The following is a 15,549-nucleotide window of genomic DNA, read 5'->3' on the forward strand; positions in this document are numbered from 1 at the left end:
AAACCATGTACAAAATCATAAAAAGCGGTAAAGGTTGGCGTATAGGCTGGAATCCCGACGCAGCAGAATTTAAAGGCTTAGTAGGTACAGACGACTGGGCGATAGAATTAACCGAAATTGAATTAAATGATTTTTGTCGGCTATTAAACCAGCTGGGAGAGACAATGAAGCATTTAGCCACAGAATTAATGGATGAAGAAAAAATCGCCTGTGAAGCTGAAAGCAATTTATTGTGGATGGAGGTAGAAGGCTATCCCAACTCCTATAATTTACGCTTTATCCTCAATACAGGCAGGGGTGTAGAAGGTAAATGGGAAGCTGAGGCTGTACCAGGTTTATTGCAAGCTACGGTAATGCTAAAAATCTTTTGAAAGAGGCTTGCTATTTTCCTGAAACTCATGTTACTCTCGTAGGAGTGACTTAATTAATTTTAGATGCTTAAGTTTGGAATAATCCCTAATCCAAAAATCTAAAATTTCAAGTTAAGTAACCGGGGCGTAGCGCAGCTTGGTAGCGCGCCACTTTGGGGTAGTGGAGGTCGTGGGTTCGAATCCCGCCGCTCCGATTTTTAAATGTGATGTAGTTTCACTTCAGTTACCACAGATTGTAACGGTTTATCCCAATTTGCAACAGGTAGTTGAGATAAATAGGCAAAGTCAAAAACCACGCCCAGGGTAGGTTTTTTAGTCCAAGCTGGAGAACTCAACAAACGGTCATAATATCCACCACCATAACCTAAACGGTATTTTTGTTGATCGCAAGCTACGCTAGGAACGAGAATTAAATCTACTTCATCAGGGTGGATGATTGGTGCTTCTGAATGGGGTTCATTAATGCCATAATTGCCACTTTGAAGCGGATCACGAGGTTCCCATAAGTGCCAAGATAGGGACTGACCCACACAGCGAGGAAATCCCCAACGGTGTTGAGAGTCTGTAAAAAGTGGACTGAGGTCAGGTTCTTGACGAAAGCTGAAATAGGCCAGGATAGTGGTTGCTTGGGTAAACTGAATTGAGGTTTGGATTTGTAAACAAATGCGATCGCTCTTTTCTCTCCACTCTTCTACGCTCAGAGATTGACGTTGTTTGAGCAGGTTACGCCGGAGTTTTGTCTTATTTAGCTGTAAATCAGTTTTTGGCAATGTCCAATTTTTGATGTTTGAATCAAAGTTTTTCATTTCTTTAGGACTTACGCATAACACAACGAAAGTAGCGGTAATTCATGAATTACTGCTACGGAAGGATCAGGTTTGCGGTCACATCTTGCGTAAGTCCTGTTCTCATTTTCATACTCTGTATGGGAATCAATTCTAGAAAGCTTTTTGCTGACAACGAGGCAGAGCCTCTGTGATGGCATTCCCAGTCGGAGACTGGGAACGAGATCAAACTCCTGCTTTTTTACCTATGCAGCGTGTTGACGATACCAGTCAATGGTATTCTTTAGCCCTTGTTGGAAGCTAACTTGAGCAGTAAATCCAAAGGCTTGCTTTGCTTTTTCGGTATCTAAACAGCGTCGTGGTTGACCATTGGGTTGCTCAGTTTCCCAAACAATTTCCCCTTCATATTCCATTAATTCACAAATCAGATTAATTAAATCCTTGATAGAGATTTCATAACCTGTTCCTAAATTAATTGGGTCAGAGTCATTGTATAATTGAGTACCCATGATTATCCCCCGTGCGGCATCTTCTGAATACAGAAATTCACGGGTAGGAGAACCATCACCCCAAACAGGAAGTTGCTTTTCTCCCTTAACTTGGGCTTCGTGAACTTTGCGAATTAACGCTGGAATAACGTGGGAACTTCTGGGGTCAAAATTATCTTCAGGCCCATATAAGTTCACTGGTAGCAAGTAAATACCATTAAAACCGTACTGCTGTCGATAAGATTGCAGCTGAACTAAAAGGGCTTTTTTTGCAACTCCATAGGGAGCATTAGTTTCTTCTGGATAGCCATTCCAGAGGTCTTCTTCTTTAAATGGAACTGGTGTGAATTTGGGATAAGCGCAGATAGTACCAACACAGACAAATTTTTCTAAACCCACTTGATAGGCAGCATGAATTAGCTGGGTTCCCATCATCAAGTTATCGTAAAATAACTCTGCGGGTTTTTCGCGGTTGAGGCCGATACCGCCAACATGAGCAGCTAGATGAATAACAATATCTTGTTGGTCAACTGCACGCTGGCAATTTTCCCAGACCCGCAAATCACAATCATGCGATCGCGTTACTGTAATTTTCTCACGATCAGCCCCAGCTTTGCAAAGCTGATCTATCACTTGACGACCTAGAAACCCAGCCCCACCCGTCACCAGAATCCGTTTATTTTTTAGTTCTAAGGCAGTCATATTTTTATCCTTAGGGGTATAAATCAAAAGTGGAGAGCGCCTAGTTCCTGACGAGTAGTAGCAATATCTTTGGGTTGTTGTGAACCATCTCCATTAGGGGAAGTGTAACCCAAAGCTTGCAAGTCAGCTTCCATCATCAAGGATACAAGTTCTGGGAAAGTTACAGAAGGTTTCCAACCTAACTTTTTTTGTGCCTTGGTAGGATCACCGATTAACAAATCTACTTCAGCCGGGCGCAGATAACGATCATCAAACTCCACATAATCTTCCCAATTGAGATTCACATAGCCAAAAGCCAAATCGAGAAATTCGCGCACCGAGTGAGTTTCACCCGTAGCAATCACGTAATCATCTGGCTCGTCTTTCTGCAACATCAACCACATAGCTTTTACGTAATCTTTGGCGTAGCCCCAATCTCGCTTGGCATCCAAATTTCCCATGTATATATTTTTTTGTTTCCCGGCAAAAATACGGGCAACTGCTCTAGTAATTTTACGTGTAACAAAGGTTTCACCTCGACGAGGAGATTCGTGGTTAAACAGAATGCCATTACAAGCAAACAAGTTGTAAGATTCACGATAATTCACTGTTTGCCAGTGGGCGTAAACTTTAGCACAAGCATACGGACTCCGAGGATAAAAGGGTGTGGTCTCACTTTGAGGTACGGCTTGTACTAAGCCGTACATTTCCGAGGAACCGGCTTGGTAGAACCTGACTTGAATCCCTGTCCGTTGCTGGTAATCACGGATAGCTTCTAATAAACGTAGGGTTCCCATGCCAACCGCATCTACTGTATATTCTGGTGAATCAAAGCTGACTCTGACATGAGATTGAGCGCCCAGGTTATAAATTTCTACAGGCTTGACTTCTTCTAAGATCCGGCGCAGTGTAGTACCGTCTGTCAAGTCGCCATAGTGAAGTAATAATTTGACCCCATCTTTATGAGGATCTTCGTAGATGTGATCAATACGGTCTGTGTTGAAGGTAGAAGTCCGACGAATAATACCGTGAACTTCATAACCTTGTTCTAGCAAAAACTCACTCAGATATGAACCATCCTGACCAGTGATACCAGTAATCAAAGCTCGTTTTTGTTGTGTCATTCCCAATTATTCCTTGTTATTGATGTTGTAAAAGTTACCGGATATAACAAATACGTTGGTGAATCATTGCTAAAACTGTCTGATTATAAACATACAAGTCTTAGTTGCTATCAAAACTTAAATGTAGACCAATATACTTAATAAAAAGTACTTTAACAACTCATTCTCTCATGATCTGGGGTTAAGCTCTGAGTATAATTTGGTGATTTTTCAAATCTTTGCCAAAATTTCATTGATTATTGATTTTTATAAAGACTGAATAAAATTTACAGCAGTTTGTGTAGTTAGGAGGTACAAAATCTAAATTCAAACCTATACACAAAGCCAGTTTTACTCCTGACTCCTGACTCCTGACTCCTGCTGTATGTTCTTAAAGCATTTCCGTATGAAGTGCTGCTTCAACAATTTATACAAAAGTCCAAAATTACGGGGCAATTCATGAATTGCCCCATAAACTCAAATTCGGGTATTTTTTTAGTATGCCCCGTTATTTTTTGGCATGATAACTACATCAATCGTTTTCAAGATGATCCATAAGTCTAGCCAAAAATTCCTGAATTTGACATAATGCAGATCTATTTGGACTCGCCGTGGATAAGGAATATCATTACGTCCAGATACTTGCCATAATCCAGTAATTCCTGGACGGATGGTTAAAATATGCTCGATATGACAGCCATATTTTGGTAATTCTTCCGCTACTAGGGGGCGTGGGCCAACTACACTCATATCTCCTGTTAAAACGTTCCAAAACTGGGGAAATTCATCCAAGCTGGTAATTCGCAGAAAGTGACCAATTTTGGTAATCCGGGGGTCTTGTTTGAGCTTAAAAGTGCTGTCAAATTCCTGGCGCAACTCTGGGGATGTTTCCATGATTTGGACGAGGATTTCGTCGGCATTCCTCACCATAGTACGGAATTTAATACATTTGAAGCGGCGATAGTTCTTGCCAACCCGTTCCTGAACATAAAAAATTGGGCCTTTTGAACTGACAGCAATCAGTAAAGCCAAAATTATGTATATGGGGAAAAACAAAATCAAAATCGATAGCGAAAATGCAATATCGAACAGTCGTTTGGCAAACTCTCCGTTTAAACCCTGAAAAGCGAAACCTCTAGGTTTTACCTTGGGGGGTTTAGCTTTTTGACCACGTTTTGCTAAAGTATGCATCGAGGCACTAGCATCTTTACGTGGGTAACGCTTGCCGGAGAGGAGTGAGCTCTGGGCAGTCATCATACTCCTTAATAATCCACACCACACATAATCCCGATCTTAAAGCTAAAAGGCAGTGATTCTGGGGTGATATTCCCAAAAACCTACAAAAAAAATACAATAACCTTGACCATTATTTGGGGAACGGTCTTTTTTCTTGACACTGATTGAGAAAACCTAGATATCTATCGGCAAAAACCTGTTGAGAAAACTGGGTTGAGTGTAATCTTATATACTCATATTTTAAAAAATCCTGATAGACTTCAAATTTTTCTACTGCATCTACTAAAGCTATTACTGTTTGTTCTTTAAAGAATATACCTGTTCCTGTATCGAAACAAGCGCGAATATCTCGAACAGTTTCTAGAGCGCCTCCTGCTCCGTAAGCAATGACTGGAGTGCCACAAGCTTGGGCTTCTACTAAGGCTATGCCGAAATCTTCGCAAGCTGCATAGATAAAGGCTTTAGCACGAGCCATATATTTTTTTACTACATCATCAGGTTGCCATCCTAGTATTTGAATATCAGGATTTGCGATCGCTTGCAGATTTTTCATTTCTGGTCCTGTACCAATCACCACCAATGGTCGTTTTAGTTGATTAAAAGCCTGAACAATCAAGGATACTTGTTTATAGCTCACTAATCGGGAAACGATCAGATAAAAATCCTCTTTTTCGGATGAAAAGGGACAGTTATCAATATTCACTGGTGGGTAAATGACTTTTGCTTCTCGTCGATAACAACGCCAAATCCGCCTTGCTGTATGCTCAGAGTTGGCAATAAAGTAATCAACCCGGTTTGCACTCAATACATCCCATTGACGCAAACTATGCAATAAATATCTAGTTATCCACCCGATTGTGCCTCTACCAAGTTTACTTTGGTCTAAATAATCAAATGTCAAGTCCCAAGCATAGCGCATAGGACTGTGGCAATAACAGATATGCATCTGATCAGGAGTTGTGAGGATTCCTTTGGCTACGGCGTGGGAGGAAGATAGTATTACATCATATTGGCGCAAATCTAATTGTTCGATCGCTAATGGTAACAACGGTAGATATTTTTGTACACCTGTGCGAGCTAATGGCAAGTGCTGAAGAAACGTTCTCCCAATCTGACGCTTGTAAAGATAACTTTCAGGATTCCTAGATTCAAAATCAATTAGGGCATATAAATCAGCATCAATGTGATTCAAAATTTCTTGGACAACAAGTTCTGAACCACCTGTGGCTTTAGGTGTGAGCCACTCATGAACCAAAGCATATTTCAAGGACACAGTTTAATGTAAGGGGACAGGGGTAAGAGGCAGGGGGCAGGGGGCAAGGGGCAGGAGGATTGGAAAAACTTCTACCAATTACCAATTACCCATTACCAATTACCTATTCCCTGTGGTTCTCAATTAGGCACAAGATGTAATCCTACCAAAAGATGTTCCAGGATGATGCTGCAACCTGATAACCTCAAAGATAATGGTGATGAAAGAAAATAGCTGACATAGGAATTGAGAATTTATGCGTATTCTGGTTATTGGTGGAACTAGGTTTATCGGTGTCTATTTGACTCAGCTATTGGTAGAGGCTGGGCATGAGGTGGTATTGTTTAATCGCGGTAATTTTCCAGCACCAGAGGCAGTAGGACAAATTATAGGCGATCGCACTGACCCTAGCCAGTTAAAAGCCAAGTTATCACAAGAAAACTTTGATGTCATTTTTGATAATAATGGCAGGGAACTCACTGATACGCAACCACTAGCAGAAATTTTTGCAGGACGTGTCCAACATTTTGTCTATATGAGTTCGGCTGGGGTATATCTCAAGTCTGACCAAATGCCACATATAGAAGGTGATGCTGTTGATCCTAAGAGTCGTCACAAAGGTAAGCATGAAACGGAAGCTTATCTGCAACAATCAGGAATTCCTTTTACTTCTATTCGTCCAACTTATATTTACGGGCCGAAAAACTATAACGAATTGGAAGGCTGGTTTTTTGATAGAATTGTACGCGATCGCCCGATTCCAATTCCTGGGAATGGAATGCACCTCACCCAGCTAGGTCATGTCCAGGATTTAGCTCAAGCAATGTCTCAGGTGATCGGCAATCAAAAAGCTATCCAGCAGATTTATAATATATCAGGCGATCGCTTTGTCACTTTTGATGGTTTAGCTCGTGCTTGCGCTGTGGCTGCTGGCAAATCACCAGATGATGTTAAAATTGTCCATTATGACCCGAAAAAATTTGATTTCGGCAAGCGCAAAGCCTTCCCCATGCGAGTACAACACTTTTTCGCCTCGGTGAATAAAGCAATGACAGAATTAAACTGGCAACCTGAATATGATTTAATTTCTGGTTTGAAAGATTCTTTAGAAAGCGATTATTTAGCTAGTGGCAGAGATAAAATAGAAAAAGATTTTTCTGTGGATGACGAAATTTTAAAGGCTGTTTAACCTAACGTCATAATTCCCCATTCTGCTAAGGTTGGGGACACTTACTAAAATATTATGAATTATTTTAAAAACTATCATTACCGTCTTTAAGTGAACGGTGCAGCAAACGACAAGGCCAGCAAAAAGCTCCACAGAAACTTACTGAGGCAATAGCAGCGATAATTCGCCAACTGTAAACATGAGAATTTCCAGATTCTTGAGGATTTTCTTGTGTACTTTTATTTAGATCTGTTGTTGAATGAGATAGATGACCGGCTGCACTAACCCCTTCAATCGCCGCTCCGATTAGATAAGCTACTAGGGCAATACTTAGCCAGTGATTAATCATATTATACTGTTTAGACTTTAGAGATATGTTTAGCAATGAATAACTATTTGGTTAGTTGTGCTAATTATTGCCTTGCCCAAGAGACATTCTGCTTTCAGCCGTATCACGAATTAGGGGCAGTTTAGATTTGATGTAAGTATCAATGCTCGGAGTTTCTTTAGCGTCAAGACTCTGCTTGGCTGTTAGTTGCTGGATGAGCAACTGTACTAAAGCGTTATCGTCAAACTGGAGCAGGGTACTGACTTGGGTGGATTCAATTATAGCCCAAAGCTGTTGGATCAATTTAGCAGTTATCATGAGTTTTGAATTATTTAATATTTTCTTTATATTCTCATGAATTTCCGATTTATGTCGAATTTTTGTCTCAGATTTAATAAATCAACACAACTAAGGTAAGTTAGGCTGGTTTTTTGGGACGATTATGGGGTATTAGTTAAATTTTAGGTGGTATAAAATAAATTATACCAGATACTACAGTCAAAGTCACAGACACCCAAAAGGCAATTAATGAGGGCAGTTGCCAAACTGGTGATAGGGGTGCAATTAGTAGTGATATGGCTATGATTTGACTGACTGTTTTGAGTTTACCCCAAATATTTGCACCGGTGATGGTGGTTTGATTAACTCGCCAACCTGCGATCGCTAATTCCCGTGCTAAAATCACAAATACTCCCCAAGCTGGTATCTTTCCTAATTCCACCAAAACCAATAACGGTGCAAGTACCAATAATTTATCTACTAAAGGATCAAGAAACTTACCTAAATCAGTAATTTGGTTAAGTTTTCTGGCTAAATAACCATCTAACCAATCAGTCAAAGCTGCAATTAAAAATATCGTTAAACATATCCATTTAGCTTCATTAGTGGGATTGTATAAACCATAAAGCAAAAATGGTATTCCCAAAAGTCGAGAAAAAGTAATCCAGTTGGGCAAATTCATTTGCATTTTTTTATTCATATCAATATAGAAAGCAGTGCGTTACATTTGATTTACACTTAACGCACTACTCTAACTTCAACGCCCATGCTAATACTACCTCACAACCGAACACTAGTTAAAACAGTTAATTTTCTTGTCTGAATCAAGATGCTCAGGATTTGAGGATGTACAGGATGTTTTATTAAAATTAATCTGAAGCTTCAGAAATTAAATTAATTCAAATATTCCAGAATATCAAACTCAAATATCATCCTGTTAATCCTTGAATCCTGGATATCCTGATTCAGACAGTTAAATTTTAAGGATCTTCGGTACTTGTTATGCCAAAGTATTATAGCAATTCCCAAGCTCATGAAATACACCCCACCCGCGCTGTCGCGCACCCTCCCCTTGGTAAGGGGAGGGGTAATTTTGTATCTAAACTAGAGTGGGAAAGGCTATAGTTAATTTCATTAAATAGCATAAAAAATGTATCAAATAGTAGCTAAAAGTCTTGCAGGGGTTGACATACAAAGGATATTTATTATTAACTATAAATACAACCTAGTCCATTTTTAGATAAATTGAAAATTATGACTGGTAAAAGAGATATTAAAATTCTAACAGAAATTCTTGATTTAAGTGGTGTGAAAGTCATATCACATCGCCTTCATGTTGGAATTGGGATGATTTTAAAAATCGAACAAGAAAAGTCATTTAGTACCTGCCCTAAGTGTGGCATAAACAGCAAAAGGAACTGGGAACCAGATGATTTTCCTATATCCCCAGTCCCCAGTTTCTAACTCCCAGTTTCTGGATTTGGCGGTAATTTTTCCGGTGGTGCTTCTGCTGGAGGCGCAAGTACCGCATCTGGGGCAACTTCCTCAACAGGAATTGGTTGTTGTTCCCCAGTTTCTGGTTGTGCTTCTGCGACTAATTCAGGAGTAGGAGGATTTGGGGGTGTTGCTTCTGGTACATTTTCAGGTGTAACTTCCTCACTCACCTTTGCTGCTGGTGCTTCCGTGTCAATCGTGGGGATAGACTCAACAGATTGTTCTGGTGCGGGAACAGTTACCGCTTCAGCAGGTGATGTTTCTGTTGCACTTGCTTGTTCTGGAACAGGAGTTATTTTATCAATAATTTCCACTGTAGGTTTATCTATGGGTGCAGGTGGTTTTTTGCTCACAGTTTGCTGTAGCTTACCTTTGACACCACTGAAAACACCGCCAATTAAGGCTGGTAATTGTCCCAGCTTTTCCCGCACAGAAAAATTAGATACCTGTTCTTGTATACTCATCTTCACTAGTTCAGGACTGGGTATTGGCGTTTGTTGTACCTCTGGTGTGAGTTGTCGCCGTAATGAGAGAGTTTGCCAGCCAAACCAAACCAACAGAGCTACACTGGCTACATGACCGAGTAAAAGACCGCCAGTAATACGCGGTGTAAAAATCCATAATACCAAAGCGTAAAATAGCCCCACACCACTCCAGACAAAATCATTCTTACGGTGGATTTCAGGGAAGAAGAAAGCTGCCATGTAGATGGCTAAACTCCCAAGTCCGACGACTAACGCTAGGACATATGCCAGCATTTTTGGATACTCCTTACTGTTTCATTTGACTCGATATTTTAATTTTGCAAATTTTGTGACTAAATTGTTGACTTAGATACAAATTAAAATTAATTATTGATGTTAGTTGTGATTCTTTTTCGTCTACATCAACTCTTAATATCTTCTTTAGGAGTGAAGCGAAAATCTCGGATTACCCTTAAAGAGAAAGGATCTGCAAGAGTTAGCCAAACAAATTTATGACCCTACAAAGCTTTGGTGTGATTGGATTAGCCGTTATGGGCGAGAACATTGCTCTCAACGTTGAGCGTAATGGCTTCCCAATTGCAGTTTACAACCGCTCTCGTGAAAAAACCGATGCTTTCATGGCGCAGCGTGCAGGAGGACGGAACGTTGTTGCCGCCTTCACCTTGGAAGAATTTGTTGCTGCACTAGAACGTCCCCGTAAAATTTTGGTGATGGTACAAGCTGGTAAGCCTGTTGATGCAGTAATTCAACAGCTTAAGCCCTTGCTACAAGAAGGTGATATCATTATCGACGGTGGGAACTCTTGGTTTGAAGATACTGAAAGACGCACTCAGGAATTAGAACCTACTGGATTACGCTATCTTGGTATGGGTGTCAGTGGTGGTGAAGAAGGTGCGCTGAATGGACCTTCGCTGATGCCTGGTGGTACAAAAAGTTCCTATGAGTACTTGTCCCCCATTTTCAACAAGATCGCTGCTCAAGTCGATGACGGCCCTTGCGTTACCTATATTGGACCTGGTGGATCTGGTCACTATGTAAAAATGGTACACAACGGTATTGAGTACGGTGATATGCAGTTAATTGCAGAAGCCTACGATTTGCTGAAAAATGTGGCTGGACTTAACCCTACTCAGCTACATGAAGTGTTTACCCAATGGAATACAACTGATGAACTCAATTCATTTTTGATTGAGATTACAGCTAATATTTTCCCCTACGTTGATCCAGAAACCAAGAAACCCCTAGTTGATTTGATTGTTGACGCTGCCGGTCAAAAGGGAACTGGACGTTGGACTGTACAAACTGCTTTAGAATTGGGCGTTGCGATTCCAACAATTACCGCTGCTGTAAATGCTCGGATTCTCTCTTCAATCAGAGATGAGCGGATTGCTGCTTCTAAGCAACTGACTGGCCCTACTGCTAAGTATACCGGAGATATCAAGGCTTTTGTGAACATGGTGCGTGATGCACTCTATTGTTCCAAAATCTGTTCTTATGCTCAAGGGATGGCTCTGTTATCTACAGCTTCCAAAACTTACAATTGGGATTTGAATCTGGGTGAAATGGCTCGGATTTGGAAGGGTGGTTGTATTATTCGCGCTGGTTTCTTGAATAAGATTAAGAAGGCTTTTGACGAAAATCCAGCTTTGCCAAACTTGCTATTAGCACCTGAATTTAAGCAAACAATTCTGGATAGACAAAATGCTTGGCGGGAAGTAATTATTACTGCTGCTAAGTTGGGTATTCCTGTTCCAGCTTTTAGTGCTTCTCTAGATTACTTCGATAGTTACCGCCGCGATCGCTTGCCTCAAAACTTGACTCAAGCACAACGCGACTATTTCGGCGCTCATACTTATCTCCGTACTGATAAGTCTGGCAGTTTCCACACTGAATGGGTTCCCATTGCTGAAGCTAAGAAGTAAGATACTTCTGGTTAAGCTTTAAAGTAAGTCCTTGCTGTTGATTTCGGCAAGTTTGACTACAGGGGCGGGGTTTTCCCGCCCTTAATCGTAAGATAAAGATGCTATTGAATTTAGTTCAAAAGTTATGCTATAGTCACTGAACAAATATCGTGCCAGTAGTAATAGTAATAATATTGATTGTCATTAAAAATAAAAAATAATCTCATAAACATAAAAAAGCTATGTATATAAGAAAAATTGAAATTAAAAATTTGTGGGGAAATGATTTCTTATGGACGCTCAATGAAGACGTAAATGTTTTAATTGGTAAAAATGGTTCAGGGAAATCAACGATACTACGAATGCTTTACGAAGCAGTATTGCCTGTTGAAGATAGCAAATTGGATTTTAGGTTATTTGATCCCATTGATGAAATAATTATCGAGTTAGAAGATGATATTGTCGTCAGAGTTAATAGTGAAAGTAGAAGTATAACAGCAAACAAAGAAATTACTAATTATCAACCGAATATAAACTTTATTAATACTTTTGATGTTGTTGAAAAGAAGTTAAAACAAAATACTACATTGCTTGACTACCAACTGGATAAGTTAAAACAAGAATTCGTTACTTATCAAAGAGATTTATCTAATCAAGTAGAAGAAATATTTAAAATAGATGATAAAGCAACAAGAAGAAATCAATTAGATAAAATTGAATCTATCTATGAAACTAAAAATACATTTATTAAGATATTAACTCAACTATTTAGTGATACAGAAAAAAAATTTAATGAAAAGAAATTTCACTTTTTAAAAGAAGGTATTCAAACACCAATATTACCAAAGAATCTGTCATCTGGAGAAAAACAGATGTTGATTATCTTATTAACAACCTTACTTCAAGACGGGAAAGGTTATATATTATTAATGGACGAGCCGGAAATATCGCTGCATATTGATTGGCAAAGGAGTTTAATCTCAAACATAAGGCAGATAAATCCAAATTGCCAAATTATCATCACAACTCATTCACCAACTGTTTGGTATCAAGGCTGGATTGAAGAAGTCACACAAATAGAAGATATTCAGTCAACTTCAGATTTAGTAACAGAAAGTACCATTTTAAAAGAAAAAACTGATCAATTAGGAGAGCGTGTACAAGAAATAAAAAATATTTTTGGCAGCTTTTCAGGGGACACGTCACGTAAACTTTATCAATTTAATCGCAAAATTAATGAATATACTTTATTTACAAAAGATGAATGCCTTCAATTGTTGGATTTCCTGAAAGAAAATACGATTGATCCTGATGTCATAACATTTACTACTCTTATTTCCAAGCTCAATAATTATAAAGATGCAAAAGATATTTTTGATTTAATGACAGCAGAAACCTGTAGTGAATCATCTCATGTCAAGCCTAATAATATAACTCTTAATACTTTGATTAAAAAAGTCAGTGGGGTTGAAGAAGGCATTGAATTTATTCACAATATAAATCACAACATCAATGAAAACCTGGAATTGCTTCCTGACATTATAACTTTCAGCACTTTGCTTGGGAAAGCAAGAAATATGGATGAAATTAGATCACTTGAAGAAGCACGAACCTATTATGGAATTAAAGCGAATGATATATATTTAAATAAATTGGCTTTTAAGGGGTTTCAGGGAGGACGGTAATTAATGAATTTGTATGAAGTTGCTGCTGAAAGAATCGAAGGAGAGGCTCGTCAGAAGAGGTGTGATATTTCTGTATTGGTTGAAGATTTTTATGATGAAGAATTTTGGAGACTTATTATTGAAAATGTTAAACCGAATTTAAGAAATAGAATTTATTTTCCATATCCCAATAAAAAAGGAACACGTGGAAAATCTATTTTGAAGAACTTTAAAGAGTTCGTTAATAGAAAATTTATTATTTGCATTGATAGTGATTGCGAATACTTGTACCCCACATTCCGCAGATACTAAAGCAAATTTAGGAATTAAAAATTGAGAGAAAGAAAAGCCTGAAAAGATTGCCTAGCAAAGATTTCAGGCTTTTATTTGTTAAAATAATAAGCGTCAAATAGAGAGGGGAAAAGCCATGAAAGAGTCTCAAGAAGCCATACAAACCCTAGATATAGACCATTTAGGAATAGTAGCGGGAATAATAGACGAGATGGAATTGGTAGAAGAAGTGAATAAAATGGTAGGAATAAAAACAAAAGAAACCCTAACACCAGGACAAGTAGTAAAAGCAATGATCTTAAATGGATTAGGGTTTTTAAGCGCCCATTATACCTATTTGGAGAATTTTTCGTAGGAAAAGCAACAGAACATCTAATAGGAGAAGGAGTATTACCAGAGCATTTAAATGACGACAAACTAGGAAGAGAACTAGACAAATATCATCAAATAGGAACAACAAAAATATTTACAGCAGTAGCCATAAAAGCAGCCCATAAATTCCAAGTAGAAACGGATATTATCCATTTAGATGGAACATCAATGAGTGTAGAAGGAGAGTACAAAAAGAAATCGAAGAAATAGAACAAACAAAACAAGAAACAGCAGAGGATAAATTAGAAAGAGAACCAGAAATGAAAGCAATAGAAATAGTTCATGGATACTCAAGAGATAAAAGACCAGACCTCAAACAATTTATCATAGACATGATAGTAACAGGAGATGGAGACATCCCATTATATTTAAAAGTAGACTCAGGAAATGTAGATGATAAAAGTGTATTTGTAGAGAGATTAAAAGAATTTAAAAACAATGGACATTTGAGGGAATAAGTGTAGCAGATAGTGCCTTGTATACAACAGAAAACTTAGCAGCAATGAGAGAACTGAAATGGATAACAAGAGTACCAATAAGTATCAAAGAAGCAAAAAATAAAATCGTAGATATAAAAGAATCAGAATGGAAAAATGGTCAAATACCAGGCTATAAAATAGCAGCCAAAGAATCAGAATATGGAGGCATAAAACAAAGATGGATAATCGTCGAAAGTGAAATAAGAAAAAAATCAAGTATCCAACAGGTAGAAAAACAAGTAAAAAAACAGGAATCAAAAGCAAAAGCCGCACTCAGTAAACTATCCAGGCAAGAGTTTGCCTGTCAGGCAGATGCTAAAATAGCAATAGAAAAGCTATCAAAATCCTGGAAATATCACCAAACAAAAGAAATTGAATACATAGAGAAACCAGAATATAAAACAGCAGGTAGACCAAGCAAATTGACCGAACCAAGTCAAATAAAATATCAAGTTAAAGGTGAAATAGAAACAAGGGGAGAAGTAATAGAAACTGAAAAAATCAAAGCAGGGAGATTTATATTAGCAACGAATGTATTAGATAGAAATGAATTGAGTGATGAACAGGTATTAGAAGAATACAAAGCTCAACAATCTAACGAAAGAGGATTTAGATTTTTAAAAGACCCATTGTTTTTTACATCAAGCGTATTTGTCAAAACCCCGGAAAGAGTAGAAGCAATAGCAATGATAATGGGATTGTGTTTGTTAGTCTATAACCTTGCCCAAAGAAAATTAAGGCAAGAATTAGCTAAATTTGATGATGGGATTAGAAATCAAGTTAAGAAAATCACAAATAAACCGACAATGAGGTGGGTATTTCAGATGTTTCAGGCTGTACATTTGGTAATCATAAATGGACAGAAACAAATGAGCAATTTAACGGAGGAACGTGAAAAGATTGTCAGATATTTAGGAAAGAGTTGTAGTAAATATTATCTAATTACTTGATGTGGTTTATTTGACCTAAAAGATGTAGAAAGTTCAAGGGTAAAAGTAGTAAATAGAAGTTTTTAGCGAAGACGGAAATATTCTTGGCTTTAATTGTCATGTTTATTTTACCGAAAATGACTACTTTAATTGAGAGAGAGAATCTATTTTAAAAACTTGTGGAGTTCTCTTACTTAATAAGCTCTATCTTTTGGCAAATAAAGTTAAATTCAGCCAGAAAAA

15 protein-coding genes, 1 tRNA gene and 1 pseudogene are annotated in these 15,549 nt (G+C 38.3%); 8 read left to right on the plus strand and 9 right to left on the minus strand.

The annotated features are described in order from the left end of the window. Nucleotides 1-5: 5 nt before the first annotated feature. Both ACOWPH_RS02040 and ACOWPH_RS02045 read left to right on the plus strand, forming a co-directional pair. On the plus strand, nucleotides 6-371 hold the full coding sequence (locus ACOWPH_RS02040) for a DUF1818 family protein (RefSeq protein WP_015213754.1): 366 nt from the start codon (nucleotides 6-8) through the stop codon (nucleotides 369-371). A 120-nt stretch (nucleotides 372-491) separates the two neighbouring features. Continuing rightward, nucleotides 492-565: transfer RNA gene (locus ACOWPH_RS02045), tRNA-Pro, on the plus strand. 3 nt (nucleotides 566-568) lie between these two features. Here ACOWPH_RS02045 and ACOWPH_RS02050 read toward each other — a convergent pair. From ACOWPH_RS02050 to ACOWPH_RS02070, 5 genes are all read right to left on the minus strand, one after another. Further along, complete coding sequence (locus ACOWPH_RS02050; protein ID WP_015213755.1) at nucleotides 569-1,177, minus strand: 5-formyltetrahydrofolate cyclo-ligase; 609 nt, start codon at nucleotides 1,175-1,177, stop codon at nucleotides 569-571. 224 nt (nucleotides 1,178-1,401) lie between these two features. After that, nucleotides 1,402-2,346, minus strand: coding sequence for a GDP-L-fucose synthase family protein (locus tag ACOWPH_RS02055; protein ID WP_015213756.1), 945 nt, complete (start codon nucleotides 2,344-2,346; stop codon nucleotides 1,402-1,404). Nucleotides 2,347-2,369: 23 nt separating this feature from the next. Next, nucleotides 2,370-3,449 (minus strand): GDP-mannose 4,6-dehydratase, encoded by a 1,080-nt coding sequence (gmd, locus tag ACOWPH_RS02060; RefSeq protein ID WP_015213757.1) that lies wholly within the window; start codon nucleotides 3,447-3,449, stop codon nucleotides 2,370-2,372. 474 nt (nucleotides 3,450-3,923) lie between these two features. Then, nucleotides 3,924-4,682 (minus strand): sugar transferase, encoded by a 759-nt coding sequence (locus ACOWPH_RS02065; protein ID WP_015213758.1) that lies wholly within the window; start codon nucleotides 4,680-4,682, stop codon nucleotides 3,924-3,926. Between the two features lie 112 nt (nucleotides 4,683-4,794). Then, nucleotides 4,795-5,937 (minus strand): glycosyltransferase, encoded by a 1,143-nt coding sequence (locus tag ACOWPH_RS02070; RefSeq protein ID WP_015213759.1) that lies wholly within the window; start codon nucleotides 5,935-5,937, stop codon nucleotides 4,795-4,797. A 235-nt stretch (nucleotides 5,938-6,172) separates the two neighbouring features. Between ACOWPH_RS02070 and ACOWPH_RS02075 the strand changes: the two genes are divergently transcribed. Then, a complete protein-coding gene (locus tag ACOWPH_RS02075) occupies nucleotides 6,173-7,105 on the plus strand; it encodes an NAD-dependent epimerase/dehydratase family protein (RefSeq protein WP_015213760.1) in 933 nt (310 codons plus the stop codon). A gap of 64 nt (nucleotides 7,106-7,169) precedes the next feature. Here ACOWPH_RS02075 and ACOWPH_RS02080 read toward each other — a convergent pair whose 3' ends face one another. From ACOWPH_RS02080 to pgsA, 3 genes are all read right to left on the minus strand, one after another. Next, on the minus strand, nucleotides 7,170-7,433 hold the full coding sequence (locus ACOWPH_RS02080) for a hypothetical protein (protein ID WP_015213761.1): 264 nt from the start codon (nucleotides 7,431-7,433) through the stop codon (nucleotides 7,170-7,172). A gap of 60 nt (nucleotides 7,434-7,493) precedes the next feature. Next, on the minus strand, nucleotides 7,494-7,730 hold the full coding sequence (locus tag ACOWPH_RS02085; RefSeq protein WP_015213762.1) for a hypothetical protein: 237 nt from the start codon (nucleotides 7,728-7,730) through the stop codon (nucleotides 7,494-7,496). Nucleotides 7,731-7,866: 136 nt separating this feature from the next. After that, nucleotides 7,867-8,373: a CDP-diacylglycerol--glycerol-3-phosphate 3-phosphatidyltransferase gene (gene pgsA, locus ACOWPH_RS02090; RefSeq protein WP_042465853.1), complete on the minus strand. Its 507-nt coding sequence runs from the start codon at nucleotides 8,371-8,373 to the stop codon at nucleotides 7,867-7,869. Nucleotides 8,374-8,945: 572 nt separating this feature from the next. On the opposite strand from pgsA, the gene ACOWPH_RS02095 reads away from it, so the two are divergent. Continuing rightward, nucleotides 8,946-9,155, plus strand: coding sequence for a hypothetical protein (locus tag ACOWPH_RS02095; RefSeq protein ID WP_015213764.1), 210 nt, complete (start codon nucleotides 8,946-8,948; stop codon nucleotides 9,153-9,155). Here ACOWPH_RS02095 and ACOWPH_RS02100 read toward each other — a convergent pair. Next, nucleotides 9,152-9,943 (minus strand): Ycf66 family protein, encoded by a 792-nt coding sequence (locus ACOWPH_RS02100; protein WP_015213765.1) that lies wholly within the window; start codon nucleotides 9,941-9,943, stop codon nucleotides 9,152-9,154. The two genes, ACOWPH_RS02095 and ACOWPH_RS02100, sit on opposite strands and share 4 nt — an antisense overlap. Before the next feature lie 218 nt (nucleotides 9,944-10,161). On the opposite strand from ACOWPH_RS02100, the gene gndA reads away from it, so the two are divergent. The 4 genes and pseudogenes from gndA (at nucleotide 10,162) to ACOWPH_RS02120 (ending at nucleotide 15,327) form a co-directional block, all read left to right on the plus strand. After that, nucleotides 10,162-11,592, plus strand: coding sequence for an NADP-dependent phosphogluconate dehydrogenase (gndA, locus tag ACOWPH_RS02105; RefSeq protein ID WP_015213766.1), 1,431 nt, complete (start codon nucleotides 10,162-10,164; stop codon nucleotides 11,590-11,592). 221 nt (nucleotides 11,593-11,813) lie between these two features. Then, complete coding sequence (locus tag ACOWPH_RS02110; RefSeq protein WP_015213767.1) at nucleotides 11,814-13,256, plus strand: AAA family ATPase; 1,443 nt, start codon at nucleotides 11,814-11,816, stop codon at nucleotides 13,254-13,256. A 3-nt stretch (nucleotides 13,257-13,259) separates the two neighbouring features. Then, nucleotides 13,260-13,547 carry a DUF4435 domain-containing protein gene (locus tag ACOWPH_RS02115; protein WP_042464761.1) on the plus strand — a complete coding sequence of 96 codons (288 nt, stop codon included), beginning with the start codon at nucleotides 13,260-13,262 and terminating at the stop codon, nucleotides 13,545-13,547. 115 nt (nucleotides 13,548-13,662) lie between these two features. Further along, a pseudogene (locus tag ACOWPH_RS02120) lies at nucleotides 13,663-15,327 on the plus strand (IS1634 family transposase). Nucleotides 15,328-15,549: the final 222 nt, after the last annotated feature.

The organism is Anabaena sp. PCC 7938 (assembly GCF_049315035.1).
Classification (GTDB): Bacteria; Cyanobacteriota; Cyanobacteriia; order Cyanobacteriales; family Nostocaceae; genus Anabaena; species Anabaena cylindrica.

What these genes read in the sequence shown, in the direction of transcription:
- ACOWPH_RS02080 (WP_015213761.1), bottom strand. Translation starts at nt 7,433, where the DNA reads ATGATTAATCACTGGCTAAGTATTGCCCTAGTAGCTTATCTAATCGGA.
- ACOWPH_RS02065 (WP_015213758.1), bottom strand. Translation starts at nt 4,682, where the DNA reads ATGACTGCCCAGAGCTCACTCCTCTCCGGCAAGCGTTACCCACGTAAA.
- ACOWPH_RS02055 (WP_015213756.1), bottom strand. Translation starts at nt 2,346, where the DNA reads ATGACTGCCTTAGAACTAAAAAATAAACGGATTCTGGTGACGGGTGGG.
- ACOWPH_RS02110 (WP_015213767.1), top strand. Translation starts at nt 11,814, where the DNA reads ATGTATATAAGAAAAATTGAAATTAAAAATTTGTGGGGAAATGATTTC.
- ACOWPH_RS02100 (WP_015213765.1), bottom strand. Translation starts at nt 9,943, where the DNA reads ATGCTGGCATATGTCCTAGCGTTAGTCGTCGGACTTGGGAGTTTAGCC.
- ACOWPH_RS02095 (WP_015213764.1), top strand. Translation starts at nt 8,946, where the DNA reads ATGACTGGTAAAAGAGATATTAAAATTCTAACAGAAATTCTTGATTTA.
- ACOWPH_RS02040 (WP_015213754.1), top strand. Translation starts at nt 6, where the DNA reads ATGTACAAAATCATAAAAAGCGGTAAAGGTTGGCGTATAGGCTGGAAT.
- ACOWPH_RS02115 (WP_042464761.1), top strand. Translation starts at nt 13,260, where the DNA reads ATGAATTTGTATGAAGTTGCTGCTGAAAGAATCGAAGGAGAGGCTCGT.
- ACOWPH_RS02050 (WP_015213755.1), bottom strand. Translation starts at nt 1,177, where the DNA reads ATGAAAAACTTTGATTCAAACATCAAAAATTGGACATTGCCAAAAACT.
- pgsA (WP_042465853.1), bottom strand. Translation starts at nt 8,373, where the DNA reads ATGAATTTGCCCAACTGGATTACTTTTTCTCGACTTTTGGGAATACCA.
- ACOWPH_RS02075 (WP_015213760.1), top strand. Translation starts at nt 6,173, where the DNA reads ATGCGTATTCTGGTTATTGGTGGAACTAGGTTTATCGGTGTCTATTTG.
- gndA (WP_015213766.1), top strand. Translation starts at nt 10,162, where the DNA reads ATGACCCTACAAAGCTTTGGTGTGATTGGATTAGCCGTTATGGGCGAG.
- ACOWPH_RS02085 (WP_015213762.1), bottom strand. Translation starts at nt 7,730, where the DNA reads ATGATAACTGCTAAATTGATCCAACAGCTTTGGGCTATAATTGAATCC.
- gmd (WP_015213757.1), bottom strand. Translation starts at nt 3,449, where the DNA reads ATGACACAACAAAAACGAGCTTTGATTACTGGTATCACTGGTCAGGAT.